The 21,205-nt window shown below is 75.0% G+C and carries 18 protein-coding genes and 1 tRNA gene; 10 read left to right on the forward strand and 9 right to left on the reverse strand.

The genetic code is table 11. The annotated features are described in order from the left end of the window. Positions 1 to 129: 129 nt before the first annotated feature. The 3 genes from ACFY15_RS20925 to ACFY15_RS20935 all read right to left on the reverse strand — a co-directional run bounded on the left by ACFY15_RS20925 (position 130) and on the right by ACFY15_RS20935 (position 3,824). Positions 130 to 1,425 (reverse strand): hypothetical protein, encoded by a 1,296-nt coding sequence (locus ACFY15_RS20925; protein WP_390687373.1) that lies wholly within the window; start codon positions 1,423 to 1,425, stop codon positions 130 to 132. Between the two features lie 223 nt (positions 1,426 to 1,648). Beyond that, positions 1,649 to 2,902, reverse strand: coding sequence for a S8 family serine peptidase (locus ACFY15_RS20930; RefSeq protein ID WP_390825904.1), 1,254 nt, complete (start codon positions 2,900 to 2,902; stop codon positions 1,649 to 1,651). Positions 2,903 to 3,122: 220 nt separating this feature from the next. Then, complete coding sequence (locus ACFY15_RS20935) at positions 3,123 to 3,824, reverse strand: 4'-phosphopantetheinyl transferase family protein (protein ID WP_390825905.1); 702 nt, start codon at positions 3,822 to 3,824, stop codon at positions 3,123 to 3,125. An 82-nt stretch (positions 3,825 to 3,906) separates the two neighbouring features. Here ACFY15_RS20935 and ACFY15_RS20940 point away from each other — a divergent pair, with 82 nt between their 5' ends. Next, on the forward strand, positions 3,907 to 4,677 hold the full coding sequence (locus ACFY15_RS20940) for an alpha/beta fold hydrolase (protein ID WP_390825906.1): 771 nt from the start codon (positions 3,907 to 3,909) through the stop codon (positions 4,675 to 4,677). Between the two features lie 4 nt (positions 4,678 to 4,681). Here the strand turns inward: ACFY15_RS20940 and ACFY15_RS20945 are convergent, their stop codons facing one another. Then, the gene (locus ACFY15_RS20945; protein WP_390825907.1) at positions 4,682 to 5,224 is read right to left on the reverse strand and encodes a hypothetical protein; all 543 of its coding nucleotides are present in this window, start codon (positions 5,222 to 5,224) and stop codon (positions 4,682 to 4,684) included. A 347-nt stretch (positions 5,225 to 5,571) separates the two neighbouring features. Further along, positions 5,572 to 5,644 (reverse strand) — tRNA-Arg (locus ACFY15_RS20950). Between the two features lie 322 nt (positions 5,645 to 5,966). Between ACFY15_RS20950 and ACFY15_RS20955 the strand changes: the two genes are divergently transcribed. From ACFY15_RS20955 to ACFY15_RS20975, 5 genes are all read left to right on the forward strand, one after another. Beyond that, positions 5,967 to 7,586 carry a dynamin family protein gene (locus ACFY15_RS20955; RefSeq protein WP_390687368.1) on the forward strand — a complete coding sequence of 540 codons (1,620 nt, stop codon included), beginning with the start codon at positions 5,967 to 5,969 and terminating at the stop codon, positions 7,584 to 7,586. A 4-nt stretch (positions 7,587 to 7,590) separates the two neighbouring features. Then, positions 7,591 to 9,636, forward strand: coding sequence for a GTPase (locus ACFY15_RS20960; protein ID WP_390687367.1), 2,046 nt, complete (start codon positions 7,591 to 7,593; stop codon positions 9,634 to 9,636). A gap of 100 nt (positions 9,637 to 9,736) precedes the next feature. Then, positions 9,737 to 10,144 (forward strand): single-stranded DNA-binding protein, encoded by a 408-nt coding sequence (locus ACFY15_RS20965; RefSeq protein ID WP_390687366.1) that lies wholly within the window; start codon positions 9,737 to 9,739, stop codon positions 10,142 to 10,144. Between the two features lie 188 nt (positions 10,145 to 10,332). Further along, positions 10,333 to 11,643 (forward strand): TQXA domain-containing protein, encoded by a 1,311-nt coding sequence (locus ACFY15_RS20970; protein WP_390825908.1) that lies wholly within the window; start codon positions 10,333 to 10,335, stop codon positions 11,641 to 11,643. Positions 11,644 to 11,691: 48 nt separating this feature from the next. Next, the gene (locus tag ACFY15_RS20975; protein ID WP_390825909.1) at positions 11,692 to 13,518 is read left to right on the forward strand and encodes a bifunctional phosphatase PAP2/diacylglycerol kinase family protein; all 1,827 of its coding nucleotides are present in this window, start codon (positions 11,692 to 11,694) and stop codon (positions 13,516 to 13,518) included. Between the two features lie 2 nt (positions 13,519 to 13,520). On the opposite strand, the gene ACFY15_RS20980 is transcribed toward ACFY15_RS20975, so the two are convergent. Next, on the reverse strand, positions 13,521 to 14,099 hold the full coding sequence (locus ACFY15_RS20980) for a hypothetical protein (RefSeq protein ID WP_390825910.1): 579 nt from the start codon (positions 14,097 to 14,099) through the stop codon (positions 13,521 to 13,523). Between the two features lie 202 nt (positions 14,100 to 14,301). Between ACFY15_RS20980 and ettA the strand changes: the two genes are divergently transcribed. From ettA to ACFY15_RS20995, 3 genes are read left to right on the forward strand one after another with little or no spacing between them, the layout of a single operon-like run. Continuing rightward, a complete protein-coding gene (gene ettA / locus ACFY15_RS20985; RefSeq protein WP_390687362.1) occupies positions 14,302 to 15,966 on the forward strand; it encodes an energy-dependent translational throttle protein EttA in 1,665 nt (554 codons plus the stop codon). Between the two features lie 9 nt (positions 15,967 to 15,975). Further along, positions 15,976 to 16,455 (forward strand): acyl-CoA thioesterase, encoded by a 480-nt coding sequence (locus tag ACFY15_RS20990; protein WP_390687361.1) that lies wholly within the window; start codon positions 15,976 to 15,978, stop codon positions 16,453 to 16,455. Then, a complete protein-coding gene (locus ACFY15_RS20995; RefSeq protein ID WP_390687360.1) occupies positions 16,452 to 17,183 on the forward strand; it encodes a hypothetical protein in 732 nt (243 codons plus the stop codon). The genes ACFY15_RS20990 and ACFY15_RS20995 overlap by 4 nt, the downstream gene beginning before the upstream one ends. Before the next feature lie 66 nt (positions 17,184 to 17,249). Here ACFY15_RS20995 and ACFY15_RS21000 read toward each other — a convergent pair whose 3' ends face one another. Next, on the reverse strand, positions 17,250 to 17,654 hold the full coding sequence (locus ACFY15_RS21000; RefSeq protein ID WP_390687359.1) for a globin: 405 nt from the start codon (positions 17,652 to 17,654) through the stop codon (positions 17,250 to 17,252). Between the two features lie 109 nt (positions 17,655 to 17,763). Between ACFY15_RS21000 and ACFY15_RS21005 the strand changes: the two genes are divergently transcribed. Then, the gene (locus ACFY15_RS21005) at positions 17,764 to 18,807 is read left to right on the forward strand and encodes a methyltransferase domain-containing protein (protein WP_390687358.1); all 1,044 of its coding nucleotides are present in this window, start codon (positions 17,764 to 17,766) and stop codon (positions 18,805 to 18,807) included. 12 nt (positions 18,808 to 18,819) lie between these two features. On the opposite strand, the gene ACFY15_RS21010 is transcribed toward ACFY15_RS21005, so the two are convergent. Next, the gene (locus tag ACFY15_RS21010; protein WP_390825911.1) at positions 18,820 to 19,818 is read right to left on the reverse strand and encodes an FHA domain-containing protein; all 999 of its coding nucleotides are present in this window, start codon (positions 19,816 to 19,818) and stop codon (positions 18,820 to 18,822) included. A 46-nt stretch (positions 19,819 to 19,864) separates the two neighbouring features. Beyond that, positions 19,865 to 21,190, reverse strand: a complete 1,326-nt coding sequence (locus tag ACFY15_RS21015) for a VWA domain-containing protein (protein ID WP_390687356.1) — start codon at positions 21,188 to 21,190, stop codon at positions 19,865 to 19,867. Positions 21,191 to 21,205: the final 15 nt, after the last annotated feature.

Consider the following 21,205-nt stretch of genomic DNA (forward strand, 5'->3'; position numbering starts at 1 on the left):
GGGGGGGGGGGGGGGCGGGCGGGGGGGGGGGGGGGGGGGGGGCGCCGCGGGGGGGGGGGGGGGGGGGGGGGGGGGGGGGGGGGGGGGGGGGGGGGCCCCCCCCCCCACCCCGGGGCTGCGCTGGCGGGATCAGGCGATCGAGAAGGTCACGACCGACTGGTAGGTGTCGGCGAACGCGAACGGCGGCAGCTGGAGCATCGCCGCGCCGCCCACGGCGAACTCGCCGCCGGTCAGCTCGTCACCGCCGGCCGCCTGCGAGGCGACCTTCATCGGGGTCTCCGTGATCGCGCCGGGCGCGCCCGCGGTGCAGGTGCTGGGGCTGTCGGGGTTGGTCACGGTGCAGGACGGCTGGATGCCGATCTGCGCCTTGGCCATGGCGTGACCCGTCGTCGGGTTCAGGAACGGCGTACGGGTCGCCGTCACGTCCCAGCCGAGGGTGCCGCCGCGGAAGTCCTGGACGGTCGCGGCGTTGAACGCGCCGAACACCGACTGGGCCTTGCCGTTGATGGTCACCGAGCCGAAGCTGACGGCGGGCTGGCCGTCCTTCGGGCCGAGGGCCAGCGGGCCGGGCAGCACCTCGACGTCGACCGGGTTCTTCACGCCGGCCTGCTCCTCGACGAACACGAAGGGCTTGGCCGGCGGGACCGAGCCGTCGATCTTGATGGCGTCGGCCTTCTTCGTGACGGTGATGTTGCAGGTGGCGGCGCCGGAGGCGTCCGCCGTGCCGGTGCCGGTGTCACCGGTGGCCGCGCCCGCGAGGAGGGCGGAACAGGTGACGGGGCCGGCCGGGAAGTTGGCGCCGGTGGCGACGACGGCGGTGCCGGCCTTGCCGCTGTTGGGCGTCAGCCGGGTGGTGACCGGGTCCTTCGGCAGGGCCTCGACGGCGATCGAGCCGACGGAGGCGCTGGGGCGCGGGTCCGGGGTGCAGGTCGTGGTGTAGACGGTGCCGCCCAGGTCGGCGTCCGTGACCACCTGGTCGATGGTGATCTGGACCGTGGTGCCCTCGCTGCCGTCCGGGATCTTGACCGTGCCGGAGAAGGCGGGCGGGTCGGACTTCTTGCCGGCTTCCTGGTGGCTGGGGACGGCGGGGCTGGTGACCGTCTGGGCGACCCCTCCGACGAGCAGCTTCGCCTTGATGGTGTTGACGGTGTCGATCGTGAACATCGGGACGACCGGCGTCTCGCCCGGGTCGATGGTGATCGGTACGGTCTCACCCGCCTTGGCGGTGTCCGGCACCGTGATCGTGTAGTCCTGGGTGCCGTCGGCGCCCGGCTGCGGGGCCGGGGCGACGCACTTCACGGGGACGGGGGTGGTCCTGGTCGCGGCCTGCGCCGGTCCCGTCAGGGCCACGACGCCGCCCGTCAGGGCCAGGGACAGGGCGCCCGCCCCGGCCAGCACTCTTCGTTTGAGGGTTCTGGAACTCACTGGGTCGCGACTCCTTCGTCATGACGAACGAACCCCTCCCCCCACCCGCTGTGTGGGGGAGGCCGAGCCGGTGCGGATGGCCGTCATTGACGCGTCGCGGTGTCGAGAAGTCAATGGATTGCCCGGGTCGGAAGCACACAGACATTGATGTCCCATCAGGCCCGGTCTGATGGGACATCGGATACCGGCCGGTCGGTGAAGCACTGCCGGCCGGGCGGGCGGGTCAGCCCGCCGAGGGGACCTGGAGGAGCAGGTTCGGGGTGCCGGCGGGCAGGCCGGTGATCAGGTCCGGGGCGGCGGCCCGGAGCAGGGCCGCGCGGACCTGCTCCGGACTGCGCGCGGTGCCGCCCGCCAGGACCAGCGCGGCGGCGCCCGCGACGTGCGGGGCGGCCATGGAGGTGCCGGTGGCCCGCGCCAGCGCGGTCGTGGAACCCTTCCAGGCGGAGACGACGGCCACGCCCGGGGCCGAGAGGTCCACGCAGGGGCCGTGGTCGGAGAAGGGCGGGTGGTGGTCGGCGGCGTCGGTGGCGGCGACCGTCAGGGCCTGCGGGACGTTGGACGGGGAGCCCGAGCAGGCGTCGCGGCCCTCGTTGCCGGCGGCCACGGTGACGGTGATCCCGTAGGCGGCGGCGCGGATGACCGCCGCGTCCATGGAGTGGCTGCGGGAGCCGCCCAGGCTCATGTTGGCGACGGCGGGGCGCAGCGGCAGACCGCCGCGCGTGGCGTCCTTCACCATCCAGTCGAGGCCGCGCAGGATGTGCGACAGCCGTGCGTCGCCCCGGCAGTCGGCCACCTTCACCCCGACGAGGGAGACCCCCTTCGCGACCCCGTACGTGGCCCCGCCGACGGTCGCCGCGACGTGCGTGCCGTGGCCGTTGCAGTCGGCGGAGCCCTCCGTCCACAGCGCGTTGTAGCCGTTGCGGGCCCGGCCGCCGAACTCCTGGTGGAGGGTGTTGATCCCGGTGTCGACCACGTAGACCGTGACGCCCTCGCCGGTGGCGGGGTACGTGTACGAGCCGTCGAGGGGCAGTGTGCGCTGGTCGAGGCGGTCGAGGTGCCAGGGCGCCTGCGGCTGGCTCCCGGGGGCGGCGGCCGGGGGCCGCTCGGGGGCGGGGGGCCGGCCGGGCCGCCGGTCGGGGATCCGCTCGGCGGTGTCGGAGATCCGGTACACCGTGTCGGGTTCGACGGAGGCCACGCGGGGGTCGGCGGCGAGCGCCGCGGCGCGGGCCGCGGTGGTGCGTACGGCGAAGCCGTTGAGGGCCGTGTCGTAGACCGCGTCGACCCGGTCGCCCGCCCGCGCCGCCTCGGAGGCCAGGGCGCGGGCCGGGGCGCGGGTGGTGGCGTCCTTGAGGACGACGACGTAGGGGGCGGTGGGCGCGGTGGCGCCGTCGGCGTGCGCGGCGGGGTGCGGTGGCAGGACGGTGGTGGCCGCCGCCAGCAGGGCTGCGGCCGGGAGGAGTGCGGTCATTGCGGTCATGCGCCCGATGCTCGGCCCGCCCGCGCGGGCCCGCGCGGAGGGTGCGCCGACTGGCCCCGCGACACGCCGCCGCGGCGGGCGCGGCGCGCCGGGGCCAAGGGGGCACGGTGCCGCGACGGCGGGCCGCCCCGCCAGGGGTGCGGGCCGTGCGGTTCCGCCGACGGGGGATGCCCGCCCGCTGCCGCCCGCCGGCCGCGCGGCGGCGGGGGCACTCACGTCGTCAGGGTGCGCGAAGGACCAGGGCGGCGGCGTAGCCGGACGGGGCCGGGAGGTCGCGCAGGGTCCAGCCCGGCACTTCGGCGGGCGTGATGGCCGCGCCCACGTAGGGCTCGACCAGACCCTCGGCGAGGCCTGTGCCGGTGGCTTTGAGGAAGGCCTCCTTGCGGGACCAGACGCGGGCCAGCGCGGCTTGGCGCCCGTCCTCCGGGAGGGCGGTGATCTCGGCCGTCTCCGCCGGGTGCAGGCTGCTCAGGACGTCGGCCACCGCCCCCGCGCTCGGTAGCCCCTCGACGTCCACCCCCACCGGTACACCGGCGAAGGCGAAGTACGCCAGGCCGTCGCTGTGGGACAGCGAGAAGTGCACCCCGCCCCCGGCCACCGCGGGCCGGCCGTGCGGGCCACCGCAGTTCGGGCAGTCCTCCCGGACGAACGCCACCTCCCCGGGCGCCATCCCCAGATACCCGCCGAGCAGCACCCGCAGCCCCAGGTGCGAGGCCAGGTAGGTGCGCCGGTCCCCGGGCCGCAGCAACCGGGCCGCCCGCTTGCGCTCGTCGGCGTCCAGCAGCTCCGCCGCCCCGCCGGCGTCGTATCCGCCGATGACCTCGCGCGCGGTGTCCAGCGACCACACCGCCGCGCCGGAACCCGTCGGCAGGTCCCCGGGCCGCGGTGCCGCACCGCCGAGTTGGTTCAGTTCCTCGATCACCTCCCGAGAGTAGTCGGGGCAGTTGGCGTCCCGGTTAACCTCGTGCCCGATCCACCGTGGACGATTCAGGGGGAAACACACCGTGCACCATGCCGTCGTGACGCCGGAAGGCGACCGGATCCGTTGGGTCGAGCTCCCGGGGGAGGAGCCGGCCCGCGTCTACCTGCACGGGCTCGGCTCCACCGCGCCCGCCTACTTCGCGGCGAGCGCCGTGCACCCCCGGCTCGCCGGGCGGCGCTCGCTGCTGCTCGACTTCCTCGGACACGGGCACAGCGACCGCCCCGAGGCATTCCCGTACACCCTGGAGGCCCACGCGGACACCGTGGCGCGGGCGCTCACCGCCGCCGGCGTGGACGCTGCCGAGGTGATCGCCCACAGCATGGGCGGGGCGGTGGCCATCGTGCTGGCCGCCCGGCACCCGCACCTGGTCTCCCGCCTGGTCCTGGTCGACGCCAACCTGGACCCCTTGCCGCCCACCCCGGGCGCGGCGGGCAGCAGCGGGATCGCCTCCTACACGGAGGAGGAGTTCCTGGCAGGTGGCTGGGCCGAGGTCCGCGACCGGGTCGGTGACCACTGGTGGTCGACCATGCGGCTGGCCGGCCGCACCGGCCTGTACCGCAGTGCCATGAACCTCGCCGCGGGCACCACGCCCACGATGCGCGAGCTGCTGCTGGAGCTGGAGGTCCCGCGCAGCTTCCTCCACCCGGAGGCGGACGGATCCCCTGCCGGGGCCGAGGATCTGGAGGCCGCCGGGGTCGCCGTCGTCCCCGTGCCGGAATGCGGGCACAACATCATGCTCGACAACCCCGAAGGCTTCGCCCGGGCCGCGGCCGAGGCGCTCGCGCGGGACTGACCCGTCAGCGGCTCACGGCCGGGACGGCCCCCGGCTGGGGGACGGCCGGGACGCCCTCCGGTATCCGCGCCCCCGGGGAGGGCGTCCCGTCGGTCCAGGCGTAGACCTTCCTGCCGCGCACCGCCACCTGGTACTGATAGCGGTCCCGGCACTCGGGCCGCTCCTCGCCCCGGGTGTCGCGCGGCCACCAGCGGGCGCCCAGCCGCGGGCCGCCCGTCTTCTTCGGGGTCTCGGCGGCGCAATGCGGTCCGTCGAGGGGCGTCCTGCCGAGGGTGAACCGGATGAGCCGGGCCTTGCCGTCGGTGCGGGCCTGTATGCGTATGTCGGTGGCGTCCCTCGGCATCCAGCTGGGCAGTGCGAGGGTCCGGTCCCCGCTGGTGTGCGCCTCGGCGACGCCGGCGGTGGCGAAGTGCCTGCCCTTCTCCTTGAAGAACCGGTCGTTGAGGGCGTTGCTGACCGGGTTGGGCGGGAGGTTGGGCAGGGCGAAGGCGGCGGTGGCGAGGGCTCCCACGATGGCGGCGGCGATCACGAGCGGACGGCGGTTCATGCCTACAAGTGTTCGCGCCGGGGGGCGTTCGCGCGTCCCTCCCCGGTACGAACCTCGGCTCTGCCGCAAGTCGCATACGGAGTCATACCTGAGAGTGGTTCCCGATGCGGTCGGCCCGCCGCGGGCACGAACACCCGTGCCCGGACCACGCCGTAGGAGCATTCCCGGTCAACTCCCGTCCCGGCGGCGGCCCCCAACTCCCGGAGCGGCGCCCGGCGTGCCGGTGCGCCCGTCCGGGCGACGGCCGTTTTGCGCCTGCAAGGGTCCGGTCGGGTGATTTTCCGCCAGTGGTGGACGGCATTCCCCGGGGTGCCCGTGAAGGGCCCCTCGGGGAGGAAGAGGAAGAGTGCCCCCGGCAGGACTCGAACCTGCGGCCAAGCGCTTAGAAGGCGCCTGCTCTATCCGCTGAGCTACGGGGGCCGGTGGTGACCGTGTTGGCCTGGAGCCCCTTGGTGGGGGTGGGACTGCGGTCCGTGCCGGGTCAAGGATAGGGCTCCGGTTGCCTTGTCCCGGTTGCTTCGCTGGCGTGCCACGTTGTGGAGGTTCGGTGAAGCGGTCCCGATAATCGCAGGCAGGTGCGATTCTCGCACCGCTTTTGCGCCGCGGCGGCCTGGGTGTTGTGCACTCGTTATGCCTGCGTCCCACTCGTCCTCCGTGTCCATGATGTCCCTGTGGAGTCGCGGTCGGCGCGCAGAGGGCGTATAAGCTTCAAAAATGGTCCCAAATTGGGCATTCTTCGCATGTGGTGACCTTGGATGTTCGGCCTCAGCTGCTCGATGCCCTGTCCGCCCTGCGCGACCGGGTCGCGTCCGTGCGTCTGCCGCTGCCCCTGCCCGGCGCCCCGCGCGCCCGCCAGACCAGAGCCGAGCTGCTCGCGCAGCTCGACGACTACCTCGTCCCCCGGCTCAAGGCGCCCGAGGCGCCGATGCTCGCCGTCGTCGGCGGGTCCACCGGAGCCGGTAAGTCCACCCTCGTCAACTCCCTCGTCGGCCGCCAGGTCAGCGAAGCCGGAGTGCTGCGCCCCACGACCCGCACCCCGGTGCTCGTCTGCCATCCCGACGACCACCACTGGTTCGCCGGAATGCGGGTCCTCCCCGACCTCATGCGCGTGTGGGCGCCCCAGGACGAGGACGACCTGCTCCCCGCCCGGAAGGGGCGCCCGCCCGGAGCGCACCGCGGCCCCGCCACCCGCGAACTGCGGATCGAGACCGTCTCCACCCTCCCGCGAGGACTCGCCCTCCTCGACGCCCCGGACATCGACTCCCTCGTCGTCGAGAACCGGACCCTCGCCGCCCAGCTGATCTGCGCCGCCGACGTCTGGGTCATGGTCACCACCGCCTCGCGGTACGCCGACGCCATCCCCTGGCACCTGCTGCGCACCGCCAAGCAGTACAACGCCACCCTGATCATCGTCCTCGACCGGGTCCCGCACCAGGTGCTCGCCGAGGTCTCGCGCCAGTACGGGGCACTGCTCAACCGGGCCGGACTGGGCGACGTACCGCGGTTCACGGTGCCCGAGCTGCCCGAGTCGGCCGGCGGCGGCGGTCTGCTGCCGGCCAGCGCCGTCGCACCGCTGCTCGCCTGGCTCGGCCACCACGTGCAGGACCCCGCCGCCCGCCAGTACGCCGTCGGCCGGACCGCGCTCGGCGCGCTCGACTCCCTCCGGCGCCGGATGCCGGAACTCGCCTCCGCCGTCGCCGCCCAGCACGCCGCGGCCGTCCGGCTGACCTCGGCCGTCGAGGACGCGTACAGGAGGGAGGGCAAACGGGTGCAGGGCCGCCTCGACAGCGGCGCCGTCCTCGCCGGGGACGCCCTCACCCGCTGGCGCGGCTATCCCCTCGACACCAGCGCCGACGAACTGCTCGACTCCCTCGCGGAATCCCTCGCTGCGCTGCTCCAGTGCGCCGTCGCCGCCGCCGACGAGCGCATCGCCGAGGTGTGGCGCCGCGAGCCGGCAGCCGGGGCGGTGCCGCTGCCCGGGCCCGACCGGGAGGCGGCGGAACGTATCGGCATGGCCGTGCGGCGCTGGCGGCGCGTACTGGAGGAACTCGCCGAGGAGGAGGTCGCCAAGCTCGACAGACAGCCCGCGCCCGACCCCGACGGCATCGCCGCCCTCCTCGTCGCCGCCCTCCTCGGCGGCAAACGGGCACGCCCGGCGGGGGAGAAGCTCGCCGAGCGGATCGGCGTCCAGGCCGCCCTGCGCCTGCGCGACCGGGGCGGGGAGGCGGTCAGCGACCACCTCGACCAGATCCTGCGCGCCGAACGGGACCGCCGGCTCGCACCGCTCCAGGCGCTCGAAGTGACCCCGGAGCCACAGGCCGAACTGATTGCGGCGCTGTCCGTACTGCAGAAGGAGAGGTGACGGGGTGACCGCCTTGACCGACCGCGATCAGGCCGGAGACCGTGACCACGTCCACGACCAGGCCGGGGACGGGGTACGCGTCCGCAGCCGGGCCGCCCGCCGCAGCGCCGAACCGGCCACCGGCCACCCGGACGGCGCCGCGGACGGCCGTACGGGCGACCGGGCCGCCGACCGCGCGGCCGACCGCTGGGACGACGGGTTCATCGCCCGCTCGCGCCATCGGACGGTCCGCAAGGCCGGCTTCGGCAGGGGCCGCTCGCGCGCCGCCGGGGGGGAACTCCCGGCCGAGGAACCCGACGAGGAGCCGGACGTGGGCGAGGAAGCCCTCGTCCGCGCCGTCTCCGGCGCCGGGAGCGACGGCGGCAAGGCCCCCGCGCCCCCGCTCAGCCCCGAGGCCCAAGCCCTGCGCACCCGCCTCGACGCACTCCGTCAGCTGGTCGGGCTCTCCCGCACCCGCCTCGACGGCAAGACCCTCGCCGAGGCCGGCCGGGTCCTCGACGAGGCGGCCGCGCGCCGGAACCTGTCCGCCCAGCACACGGTCGTCGCCGTCGCCGGAGCCACCGGAAGCGGCAAGTCCACGCTCTTCAACGCACTCGCCGGAGTGCAGATCTCCGAGACCGGGCTGCGCCGGCCGACCACCGCCGCGCCGATCGCCTGCAGCTGGTCGGACGGGGCCGCCGGACTGCTGGACCGGCTGGAGATCCCCGGACGGCTGCGGCGCCGGCCCCGCGAGACCTCGGAGGCAGAGGCCCTGCGCGGAATGGTCCTCGTCGACCTGCCCGACCTGGACTCGGCACTCGGCGTCCACCGTGAGCACGTCGACCGCGTGCTGGCGCTCGTCGACGCCGTCGTCTGGGTCGTGGACCCGGAGAAGTACGCGGACGCCGTCCTGCACGAGCGGTACCTGCGGCCGCTGGCCGGACACGCGGAGGTGACGTTCGTCGTGCTGAACCAGGTGGACCGGCTGCCCGGCGAGGCCGCCGACCTCGTCCTGGACGATCTGCGCCGGCTCCTGGACGAGGACGGCATCGCGCTCGGCGAGCACGGCGAGCCCGGGGCCACCGTCCTCGGGCTGTCCGCCCTGACGGGCGAAGGGGTCGGAGAACTGCGCGAACTCCTCGGCCAGTTCACCCAGGAGAAGGGCGCCGCGACCCGGCGGATCGCCGCCGACGTCGACCGGGCCGCCGCCCGCCTGCGCCCGCTGTACGTCGCCCACGGGCCCAACGGCCCCTCCGGGCCGGAGATCGGCGAGACGGCGCGCGCCGAGTTCGAGGACCGGCTCGCCGAGGCGGTCGGGGCGTACGCGGCCGGTCTCGCCGCCGAACGGGCCTGGCGGCGCAACGCCGGAAAGGCCTGCGGGACGCCCTGGCTGCGGCTGTGGCGCTGGTACGAGAACCGGCGCGCCCCCCGCGCTCTGGCCGGGCTGTCCGCCCTCGCGGTGATCGGCCGCTCCTCGACGGCCGCCCCGGCGCCGGTCGAGGAGGAGGTGACCGCCCGGCAGCGGGTGGAGCAGGCCGTGCGGACCGTCGCGGACGAGGCGGCCGTCGGACTTCCCGAACCCTGGGCGCAGGCCGTACGGGAGACCGCCGTACGGGGGGCCGCCCGGCTGCCGGAGGCGCTGGACGAGCTGGCGGTGACCCTCGGCGCGCCCGCCCAGCTGCCCGGCACGAAGCCGCCCCGGCCCGCCTGGTGGCCGGCGGCGGTGCTGGCACAGGCCGCCATGACGCTGGTGCAGGTCTTCGGCGGGCTGTGGCTGGTCGGGCAGATCGCCGGGGTCCTGGAACCGAGGCTGCTGCCGCCCGTGCTGTTCATGGTGGCGGGCATCGTCGGCGGGCCGCTGGTGGAGTGGGCCTGTTCGCTCGCGGCCCGCGGGCCCGCACGCCGGTACGGGCAGGACGCCGAGCGGCGGCTGCGGCAGGCCGCGGCGGGCTGCGGGCGGGCCAGGGTGCTGGAGCCGGTGGCGGCGGAACTGCTGCGCTACCGGGAGGTCCGGGAGCAGTACGCGACCGTCTCCGCAGGGGGGACGAGGTTGTCCACAACCCGCCAGTAGTCCACAGGCCGGAGCGGCGGGTCGGGGGCCCGGGCCAGCATGGTCGTACCTCGCGCGGACCGTCCGTGCGGGCCGTACGAACGTGGGGAGGGCGGCCGGGATGAACGACACCTTGGTGACGCTGGTGGGGCACGTGGCGACGCAGATCGACTTCAAGGAGACGGCCACCGGCCCGTCGGCGAGGTTCCGTTTCGCGGTGACCCCGCGGTACCTCGACCGGCGGACCGACGTCTGGACGGACGGCACCACCAGCTTCTACACCGTGTGGGCCCGACGGGTGCTCGCGGTGAACCTGGCCAGCTCCGTCTCGGTCGGGGAACCGCTGGTGGTACACGGGCGGTTGCGGGTCAGGGAGGGGCCGCCGGACGGCGACGGGGTCCGCTGGTTCTCCGCGGACATCGACGCGTTCGCCGTCGGACACGACCTGAACCGCGGAACCGCGGCCTTCCGCCGTGTGGTCAAGACGGAGGCTCCGCTGATGGGCCCTCAGAAGGCGGCGGTGGTATGAGTGTTCGATGAGGCTAGGATTCCCCGGTACTCACGGGCACCTGGGTCTTTGGCCCGAAGGGGAAGACTGTGTCGATTGCTGTTCCCGCGTCCTGCGCGTCCTTCGAGTCCCACGCCGCGTCCACGGACGGACCGGCCTCCGTCCCGGCGGCCGCCGACGCCGCCAGACCGGCGGTTCCGCTTCCGGGCGTGCGTGCCGCTTCCGGCGCCGCCCCGGCGGGCCCTGTTCCCGACTCCCGTCCCGGCCCAGGCGCGGGTGCCTCCCGTCCCGGGGCCGCTCCGGCCGCCGCGGGCGCCGCGGTGCGGGGTTCCGCGCGGCGGCCGCTGGCGGTGGCTTTGCTGGCCGCGGCTCTCACCGCCGCCCCGGGCGCCCGGGCCTCGGCCGAGTCGGGTCAGGCGGTGGCGAGCGCGGCGGCCGGCGGGGCGAGCGCCGTGCTCGACGGCCTGAAGACCTACGGCCAGGCGGTCCTGCACGCCGGGGACGGCTCGGTCCGTCAGATCCCCGCCGGGCTGTACGAGATGCGGGTCGACGGCGGCGGCACGCTCCAGACGTACGGGGTCGGCGTCGCGGGCAACGCGCAGCCCCAGGCCCGGTTCACCGAGAGCGGCTGGGGCGGCATCCCCCTCAGCGGGAACACCGAGGCCGGCGGCCGGATCCGCTGGGTGCTGGAGCACTCCTACCCGCAGCACAACGACCTGGCCGGACTGGCGAAGGCGGCCGGGGCCGGGGCGCTGACGGCGGAGAGCGCCGCCGCCGGGACGCAGGTGGCGATCTGGCGGCTCGCGGACGGGGCCCAGGTCGACGCCACCGACCAGGCGGCCGAGAAGCTGGCCGACTACCTCCAGCGGGAGGCGGGCCGGCTGCCGGAGCCGCCGGCCTCGCTGGGGCTGGACCCCGGCCGGGTGACCGGAACGGTGACGGGGCCCGCCGGCACCCGGCTCGGCCCGGTGACCGTGCACACGGGGGCGCAGAGCGTGACCGTCACCCCCGACGCGGGGGCCGTGGCCATGGGCGTGCGGGTGGTCGACGCCGACGGGCAGCCGGTGGGCTCCGCGGCCAACGGCAGCCGGCTGTACTTCGAGGTGCCCGCCGGCACCCCGGACGGGACGGCCTCGGTCATCGTGCAGGGCTCGACGAAGGTGCCGGTCGGGCGCGTCTTCAGCAGCGGGATCCCGGCCGAGGCACAGGTCGTGGCCGGCTCCAGCGAGTCGGCGGCCTCCGCCACCGCCACGGCGGTCTGGCCGCAGCCGCCCGCCGGACCGGCCGGGAAGGTGGGCACGCTGGCGGGCAGCGCCGAGGTGGCCCCGGCCCCCGACGCCGTCACGGAGACGCAGTCACCGGAGGAGGAGCGGCTGGCCGTCAGCGGGAGCTCCGCCGCCACCCCGGTGATCGCCGCCCTGGCGGTGGGGCTGGTGGTGCTGGGCGGAATGGTGGTCCTGATGGTGCGCAGGCGTCCGTTGGAAGGGTTGGAAGGGGAGGAGGGGGAGAGGGAGGGCTGAACGAGGGGTGGGGTGCTTCATCCGGCCGGGGCCGGGTAAGGGCGTGAAATGGCAGATCGGGATCAGCAACTGACCTGGCGGGGCACCGCCGCGCAGTGGGACCGGCGGCTGTTCGACGCCGTGGCCCGGCGGCACTGGCCGGCGGCCGAGCGGGCTCTGCCCGCGCTCGGGCAGGCCGCCAACCACGGGGTGCTGTGGGGCGGGGTCGGGGCGGCGCTCACCGCCTTCGGCCCGCCGCGCACCCGCAAGGCGGCGCTGCGGGCGGCGGCCTCGCTCGCACTGGCCTCCGCGACCGTCAACACCGTCGGGAAGTGGACCGTGCGGCGGCCCCGGCCCCTGCTGGAGGGGGTGCCCCTGGTGCGGCAGCCGGCCGTGCCGCCCTGGACCACCTCCTTCCCGTCCGGGCACTCCGCCTCGGCCTTCGCCTTCACGGTCGGGCTGGCGCTGGAGTCCCCGGTGTGGGGGGCCGTGGTGGCACCCCTGGCCGCGGCGGTGGCGTTCTCCCGCGTCTACACCGGGGTGCACTATCCGTCCGACGTGGCGGCGGGCGCGCTGCTCGGGGTCGCGGCCGGGTTCGCCGTCCGCGGGCTCGCGCGGCGCGCGCAGCAGGCGCGGGCCGTCCCGGGTGACGAGCGGCCTGCGGCAGGCGTGCCGGCGCTGCCGGACGGGGACGGGCTGACGGTGGTGGTGAACACCGGCGCGGGAACGGTCGGCGCCGACGTGCTCGGAGTCCTGCGGGAGAGGCTGCCGCGGGCGGAGGTCGTGGAGTGCGGGGGCGACGCCCTGGAGGAGGAGCTGGCCGCGGCCGCGGACCGGGCGGCCGTGCTCGGGGTGTGCGGGGGCGACGGTACGGTCAACGCCGCCGCGACCGCCGCCCTGCGGGCCGGCGTGCCGCTGGCGGTGTTCCCCGGGGGCACCCTGAACCACTTCGCCCTCGACCTCGGCCTCAGCGGCCCGCAGGACACCTGCCGGGCCGTCGCCGAGGGCCAGGCGGTCCGCGTCGCGGTGGGCCGCTTCACCCCGGCCCCCGGCCTCCGCGCCGCGCCCGCCGGAGCCCGTCCGCCGTCCGCCGCCCCCCGCCCCCCGGCCACCGGCGCGTCCGGGCCCCCGCCCGCCGGTGGCGCGGCGCCGACCCCCGCCCCGGACCCCGGTCCGGCACGCGCCGCCGCTCCGGCTCCGGCTTCCGGCGGGGTGTCCGCCTCGGTCTCGGGCCCGGTTCCGGTTTCCGGCGGGGTGTCCGCCTCGGTCTCGGGCCCGGTTCCGGTTTCCGGCGGGGCGTCCGCCTCGGTCTCCGGCGCGGCCCCGGCTTCCGGCGCGGCGTCCGCCTGCGGATCGGGCTCCGGGAGGGTGCCGGCCGATGCCCCGGGAGGCGGTCGCGGGGAGGGGGGGTACTTCCTCAACACCTTCAGCTTCGGGGTCTACCCCGAGCTGCTGCGCCACCGGCTGCGCTGGGCCCCGCGGATCGGGGGCGGGCCCGCCGCGCTCCTGGCCGCCTGGCGGGTGCTGCGCGCCGAGCGCCCCGTACGGCTGACGCTGGCCGGGCGGCCCCGGAGCGCCTGGCTGCTCTTCGCCGGCAACGGCACCTACCACGGCTCCGGGCCCACCCCCCGCCGCCGCGACGGCCTCGGTGAGGGCCTGCTCGACCTGCGCCTGGTCCACGGCGGCGGCCGCCCCGGCCCCCGCCTCCTCGCCGCCGCCCTCGCCGGACCGCTGACCCGCTCCCCGGCCCACGTGGCCATCCGCGTGCGCCGCCTGCACATCTCCGACATCCCGCCCGGCACCCCGTTCGCCTACGACGGCGAGTACGCCCAGGCCCCGTCGGCCCTCGTCCTCGACACCCTCCCCGACGCCCTCCCCGTCTACCGCCCCCGCTGACCTCACGGCCCGGCCGGGCCCCGCTCCACCCCCAGGTCCGCCCGCATCGCGGTCCGCATCCCCACCCACTGGTCGTTCGCCCGCAGCAGCATCACCCGTATCTCCTCGAAGGCCCCGTCCGCCCCGTCCGCCCCGTCCGCCCCGGGGACGCCCTCGTGCAGGCGCATGACCTGGTTGTACGCGTGGGCGAGGGTCTGCGCCATGGAGTCCAGCTCGGCCAGGACGGTGTCGGAGGCGGCCATCTGGGCTTCGGCGAAGGAGGCGTGCATCGAGTGCCGCGCGTCCTCCAGCGCCGCCCGGGCCTCCGGGGTGACCTCCCCCTTGTGGACCCGCCACAGGTAGTTCATCAGCTCGACCCGGTGCCGCCGGTAGCCGGAGTTCGCCGCCACGTAGCACGCGCGCCGCTTGTCCAGCTCGGCGACGCGCTGCTCGCGTGCCCACTGGGCGTCGGCCGCCCGCTCCTGCCGCTCGAACTGGTCCGACTGCGCCCGTGACAGCAGCCGCTGCGACAGGACGGGGGCGAGGAGGGTCCCCGCCACGGCGATCGTCGTACCGGCGAGCGCGATCACGGTGCTCTCCATGGCTGCTGCTTCCTCCGGGGGTGCGGCGGGACCGGGACCGGACGCCATCCTGCCGCGCGTGCGCGCCGCCCGCGGGGGAATCCCCTCCCCGGTGGGAGCGAGGCGCTGATCAGGGCCCTGACCACGTACGTTTTCCCCGGGGGATGGACGTACGGCAGTATGGGGTGTATCTGCCCACCATCGATCTGCCGGACGGTTTCTCTTGGCTGAGTTCATCTACACCATGCGCAAGACGCGCAAGGCGCACGGCGACAAGGTGATCCTCGACGACGTCTTCCTGAACTTCCTGCCCGGAGCGAAGATCGGCGTGGTCGGCCCCAACGGCGCCGGCAAGTCCACCGTTCTGAAGATCATGGCGGGCATCGAGCAGCCGTCCAACGGTGACGCCTTCCTGTCGCCCGGCTACACGGTCGGCATCCTCATGCAGGAGCCCAAGCTCGACGAGTCCAAGACGGTCCTGGAGAACGTCGAGGACGGCGTCGGCGAGATCAAGACCAAGCTCAACCGGTTCAACGCGATCGCCGAGGAAATGGCGACGAACTACACCGACGAGCTGATGGAGGAGATGGGCAAGCTCCAGGACGACCTGGACCACGCCAACGCGTGGGACCTCGACGCCCAGCTGGAGCAGGCCATGGACGCCCTGGGCTGCCCGCCCGGCGACTGGCCGGTCACCAACCTCTCCGGTGGCGAGAAGCGCCGCGTGGCCCTCTGCAAGCTGCTGCTGGAGGCCCCCGACCTGCTGCTCCTCGACGAGCCCACAAACCACCTCGACGCCGAGTCCGTGAACTGGCTGGAGCAGCACCTGGCCCAGTACAAGGGCGCCGTCGTGGCCGTCACCCACGACCGCTACTTCCTCGACAACGTCGCCGAGTGGATCCTCGAGCTCGACCGCGGCCGCGCGCACCCCTACGAGGGCAACTACTCCACCTACCTGGAGAAGAAGGCCGAGCGCCTCAAGGTCGAGGGCAAGAAGGACGAGAAGCGCGCCAAGCGCCTCAAGGAAGAGCTGGAGTGGGTCCGCTCCAACGCCAAGGGCCGCCAGGCCAAGTCCAAGGCCCGTCTCGCGCGCTACGAGGAGATGGCGGCCGAGGCCGACAAGATGCGGAAGCTGGACTTCGAGGAGATCCAGATCCCGCCGGGCCCGCGTCTGGGCTCGATCGTCGTCGAGGTCAACAACCTCACCAAGGCCTTCGGTGACAAGGTCCTCATCGACGACCTGTCCTTCACGCTGCCGCGCAACGGCATCGTCGGCGTCATCGGTCCGAACGGCGCGGGCAAGACCACGCTGTTCAAGATGATCCAGGGCCTGGAGACCGCGGACTCCGGCGACATCAAGGTCGGCGAGACCGTCAAGATCTCGTACGTCGACCAGGGCCGCGCCAACATCGACCCCAAGAAGACCCTCTGGGCGGTCGTGTCGGACGAGCTGGACTACATCAACGTCGGCAACGTCGAGATGCCGTCCCGCGCGTACGTCAGCGCCTTCGGCTTCAAGGGCCCGGACCAGCAGAAGCCGGCTGGCGTGCTCTCCGGCGGTGAGCGCAACCGCCTGAACCTCGCACTCACCCTCAAGCAGGGCGGCAACCTGCTGCTCCTCGACGAGCCCACCAACGACCTCGACGTCGAGACCCTGGGCTCGCTGGAGAACGCGCTGCTGGAGTTCCCCGGTGCGGCCGTGGTCGTCTCCCACGACCGCTGGTTCCTGGACCGCGTCGCCACGCACATCCTGGCGTACGAGGGCGACTCGAAGTGGTTCTGGTTCGAGGGCAACTTCGAGTCCTACGAGAAGAACAAGGTCGAGCGGCTCGGCCCGGACGCCACCCGTCCACACCGCGCCACCTACAAGAAGCTCACCCGGGGCTAGGTCGCGCACATGGCCAGACACCACTACCGGTGCCCCCTCCGCTGGGCGGACATGGATGCCTTCGGGCACGTCAACAACGTGGTCTTCCTCCGCTACCTGGAGGAGGCGCGCATTGACTTCATGTTCCGCCTGGCGCCCGGGGAGGGCAGCGAGTCCTTCACGGGCGGCTCCGTCGTGGCCCGTCACGAGATCGACTACAAGCTGCCCCTCGTGCACCGGCACGAGCCGGTGCTGATCGAGTCCTGGGTCACCCGGATAGGCGCCGCGTCCCTGACCATCCGCTACGAGGTCAAGGACGAGGCGACCGAGGACGCGCCCGAGACGGTCTACGTCCGGGCCGAGACGGTCGTCGTTCCCTACAACCTCGCCGAGGGGCGGCCCCGCCGCATCACCGACGAGGAGCGGGTCTTCCTCCAGGAGTACCTGGAGGAGCCCGCCGGCCGTGTCACCGGACGCTCCGGCGGCGCGGAAGGGCGCCTCGCGGCATGACCGACCAGCTGCACTTCGCCGACTCCGGGGAAGCGGCGGACCTCGCCGCCTTCCTGGGCCGGCTGGTGCACTACGACCGCGCCGCCGCGGTCCGCCTGCAGGCGCGGGCGGGCGGCGGCGCGCTCGCCGTCTTCGGGCGGCCCCCGTCCTTCGAGGTCCTGGCCGTCCGTGCGGTGCGCCTCGCCGCGCCCCTCGCGACGCCGCTGGACGTCACCGTGAGCGCGGGCGAGCTGCTGGAGTCGGTCGACGAGACCGGCGCCGGGGCCCGGGTGCCCGGCGCCGTCACCGGCCCGCCCTGGACGGGCGTCCTGCCGCCCCAGGGCGGCTGGCGGCCCGTGCCCGGACTGCCCCGCCCCGAGGCGGTACGGGCGGTCCTGGCCGCTGCCGTCGCCGAGTTCCGGGCCCGGGACGAGGCCCTGCCCCCGCAGCACCGGACCCGCTCCGAGCGCGACCGCATCGGCCGCGAGATCTGGTCGCGGACGCTCGGCGACACCGAGCTCCCGCTGCGCGCCGCGCACGCCGCCCAGTCCCTGGGCTTCCTGCGGCCCGTCCGCGCCGCCGTGCCGGCCCCCGCGTCCGCAGGCGGCCCCGGCGCGCCCGCCCCCGTGGCGTTGTTCGCCTCCGGCGGGTGGCTCCGGCTGAGCACCCCGTACGGATCCGTCGCGACCCGGACGCCCGGTCCCGGCGGCGGCCTCGGCGCCCTCCAGGTACGGCCGCTCCAGGCCTGATCCGAAAGACACGCCGAAGACCCCGCGACCCCTCCCGGGGCGGCGGGGCCTTGGGCACGCGGGCCGCTAGCCCGCGGTGTTGATCATCGAGGCGGCCGCGTAGGTCAGGTACCGCCACAGCTGCGCCTCGTGCTCCGGTGCCAGGCCCAGCTCGTCCAGCGCCTCCCGCATGTGCTTCAGCCACGCGTCGTGCGCCGCCGAGTCCACCTGGAACGGGGCGTGCCGCATCCGCAGGCGCGGGTGCCCGCGGTTCTCGCTGTACGTGCCCGGGCCGCCCCAGTACTGCATCAGGAACAGTGCGAACCGCTCCTCGGCGGGCCCGAGGTCCCCCTCCGGGTACATCGGACGCAGCAGCGGGTCCTGCGCGACACCCTGGTAGAAGCGGTGGACCAGGCGACGGAAGGTCGCCTCGCCGCCCACCTGCTCGAAGAAGGTCGTCTCCTGGACGTTGCTCTGCGGATCGTCATTCACCCGACCATCGTCTCAGACACCCGGACGGAGGACCCCGGTCCTAGGACCGCTCTCCGGCGGCGGGCCGGGAGGGCTCGCACGCGGCGGCCGCCCGTCGCACAGTGGAGACATGGGCACGGGAGGCAGGCGCGCGCACACCGCACACACCGCGCGGGAACCCCAGGAGCCGGCTCGCGATCTGCGGGAGATCGCGCACGCCGCCCAGGTGCGTGAGCTCACGGCCGCCGGGGTGCTGGAGGACCCGGCCTGGCGGGCCGCCTTCGCGGCCGTGCCCCGGCACGTCTTCGTGCCGTACTTCTGGACCGGCCGCGGCGCCGGCCACGAGCGGCTGTGGGGCGAGGACCCGGACCCCGAGCGCCGGGCCCGCTGGCTGCGCGGTGTCTACACCGACGAGCCGCTCGCGACCCGGCTGCGCGACGGGGAGCTGCTCTCCTCCAGCAGCCAGCCCTCCCTGATGGCGAGGATGCTGGAGGCCCTCGACGTCCGCGACGGGGACGACGTGCTGGAGATCGGCGCGGGCACCGGCTACAACGCCGCCCTGCTCTGCCACCGGCTCGGGGAGGAGCACGTCACCACCGTGGACCTGGACGAGGAGATCACCGAGTCGGCGCGGGCGCACCTGGCGCTGCTGGGCTACCGGCCCGCCGTCGTCACCGGGGACGGGGCGCGCGGCTGCCCCTCCCGCGCCCCCTTCGACCGGATCCTGGTGACCTGCACCCTGCCGCTGATCCCGCACGCCTGGCTCGGCCAGTGCAGGCCGGGGGCGCGGATCCTGGCCCCCCTGTCGACCGGGCTGATCGCGCTCACGGTCCACGACGCCGACTTCGCGGAGGGCCGCTTCCTGCACACCTCCGCCTACTTCGTCCCGCTGCGCGGGGCCACGGCGGGTCCGCCGCGGCCCGGCGAGGGAGGGCCGCTGCACGGGGTCCCGTACGAGCTGGTGGAGAACGAGCGCCTCCAGTTCCTGCTGATCCTGACCGCGGGCGCACTGCGGCCCCGGGAGGCGCTGGACCTGTGGCGCGGCGAGGGCAGGCCGCCGCGCGAGCGGTTCGGCGTCACGGTCACCCGCGAGGGGCAGTGGGCCTGGCTCGACGACCCCCAGGGGCCTTACGTGTGGCCCCTGGGGGAGGCCGCCGGAGCGGCGGAAGGCTAGCCGTCCGGGCGCTCAGCCGCGCCGGATGGTGATGGTGGTCCAGGCGCCCAGGTGGACCCGGTCGCCGTCGGCGAGGGGGACCGGGACGTAGGGCTGGATCGGCTCCTCGCCCATGTTGACGGTGGTGCCGTTGGTCGAGTTCTGGTCCACCACGGCCCAGCTGAGGTCCGGCTGCTGCACGAGCACCGCGTGGCTGTGCGAGACGCCCGGGTCCTCCGGCGGCACCGAGAGGTCGATGTCGGGGGACTCGCCCGTCGAGGCGCGGCGCCGGCCGATGGTGATCTGGCCGCCGGAGAGCGGAAGGTGCAGCTCCGGGGAGTAGGCGGGCAGGTTGAGCCCGGCCGCCTCGGGGCCGCTGCGCCGCATCATCGCCATGAAGTACGAGCGGTCGGGCCCGATCGTCGCCGTCCAGGAGGCGCTGCCCTGCTGCTCCGGGACGGGGTGCGGCGGGTAGTCGGGCCGGGCGGCGGGCTCCGACGGGGCGTACTCGGGCACGGAGGGCGGCGGGGCCGGTGCCGCCACCGGCGGGGCGGGCGGCTCCGGGGCGGCGGGCGGCGGCAGCAGCCAGTCGTCCTCGGCCTGGAGCGGTTCGGCTGGGCGGTTGACCCGGGAGGGCCGGGAGCCCTGGTACTCGAAGTGGTCCTGGGAGTACACCGGCTGCGGGGGGAGCGGCGGCGGGGGCGGCGGGGCCCCGCCGCCGGCCGGGCCCGCGACGGGCTGCGCACCCGTGCCGGCCGGGGCCGCGTCCGGGGCGGGCGGCGGGGTGTACGGGGTCGCCGTCCGCGTCAGGAAGTTGTACCGGCACTCCTCGCAGAACGGGGCCATGGCCTCGCGCGGGGTCCGGCACTGCGGGCACAGCTCCGCCTGGGCGGTCGGCTCACCGGTGGTGGGAGGGAAGCCGTAGCCGTAGGAGGGCGCCGGAGGGGGGCTCGTCGGGGCGGCCATACGGTGGCCGCAGACCTCGCACCAGTCGTCGGAGGCGGACTGGTGCCCGTTCGGGCAGGTCGGCATCGCGGCGCTTCCCCCTTCTCCCTGCGGCATCGCGGCAGGCTTCTTCTCAGGTCTTCTTCACTCGGACGGTCTGTGTCGAACGCGTTTCAAGGGTCATCTCGTCGGCATCGGCGACCTTGGCTTTCAGGCGCACAGTACCCGCCGCCGCGTCCACCACATCCACCACCTTGGCCAGCAGCCTGGCGGTGTCGGCGTTCCCGGAGACGCTCGCCAACTGCACGGCACGCCCGAGTTTGGCCGTGGCGCCGTCGACATCGCCCATTTTGCGGGCTTCCAGGCCCTGTTGGATAGCCTGCGCGAGCTCCGCCTGTCCCGTGTAGTGCGCGACCTGCGGACTGATCGCGGTCGACGCGGCGAGGTCGTTCGTCCACACCGCCCGGACCAGCCCCTGGGCGAGCGGGGGCCGCGGCTCGCCGTCCGGGCCCGGGAGGACGAGCGAGGCGCGGGCGGCCAGCATCTCCTGGCCCACCGAGGCGCCCGGCACCCGCACGCACACGTGGTAGTCGCGGGACTCGTCGCCCCAGGAGCCCGTCGGGTAGTCCCCGGCGCGGGGACCCGCCTCGGTACGGCGGCCCGTGAGGTCCTGGACGGACGGCGAGACCTGCTTGACGTACCGGATCTCCGCCCCGACCGGGGTCCACACGCGCAGCGCGACGTCCGCGACCTCCTTGCCCATGGCCTTCTCCATCAGGAGCGTGAAGTCCTCGGCGAGGTGGGCCGGATCGGCGACGATGTCGGCGGAGCCGAGCAGGGCGCTCGCGATACCCGTCACCTCCTTGACCTCCCAGTCGGTGCCCACCCCGCGCGCGTCGCAGGTGAAGCGGCCCGCGCAGGCGTCGAGGACGGCGCGCAGCGCGGCCGGGTCCTCGTGCTCGTTGCGGCCGTCGGTGAGCAGGATGCCGTGCCGGATGGCGGCCCGGGACCGGCGCAGCAGGCCGTCGGCCAGCCGCAGCCAGGTGCCGATGGCGGTGCCGCCGCCGGCGCTCAGGCCGCGCAGGGCCTCCTTGGCCCCGGCGCGGGTGGCCGGGCCGGCGGTGGCGAGGAGGCCCTGGCCGGGGTAGACCTCGCGGGCCTCGTGGGTCCCGGCGATCACGGCGAAGGCCGTGCCGTCGCGCAGGGTGTCGATCGCGGCGGCGGTGGCCTCGCGGGCCCCGCGCATCTTCTCCGGCGGGTACTCCATCGAGCCGGAGCAGTCGACCATGATCACGACGGCCGCGTCCTGGCCGAGTGCCCGCGCGGAGGTGGCGGTGGCGCCGCCGGTGGAGGTGACCGTCAGGATGGCGTGCACGTCCCGCCCGCCCTCGGGGAGGAACTCGTTCTGGTACACCTCCACGCTGAAGCGCGGGGCGCGCGGCTTGGCGAAGTTCGCCATCGGGGTGACTCCTCG

It is taken from the genome of Streptomyces sp. NPDC001373 (genome assembly GCF_042895815.1).
GTDB lineage: Bacteria > Actinomycetota > Actinomycetes > Streptomycetales > Streptomycetaceae > Streptomyces.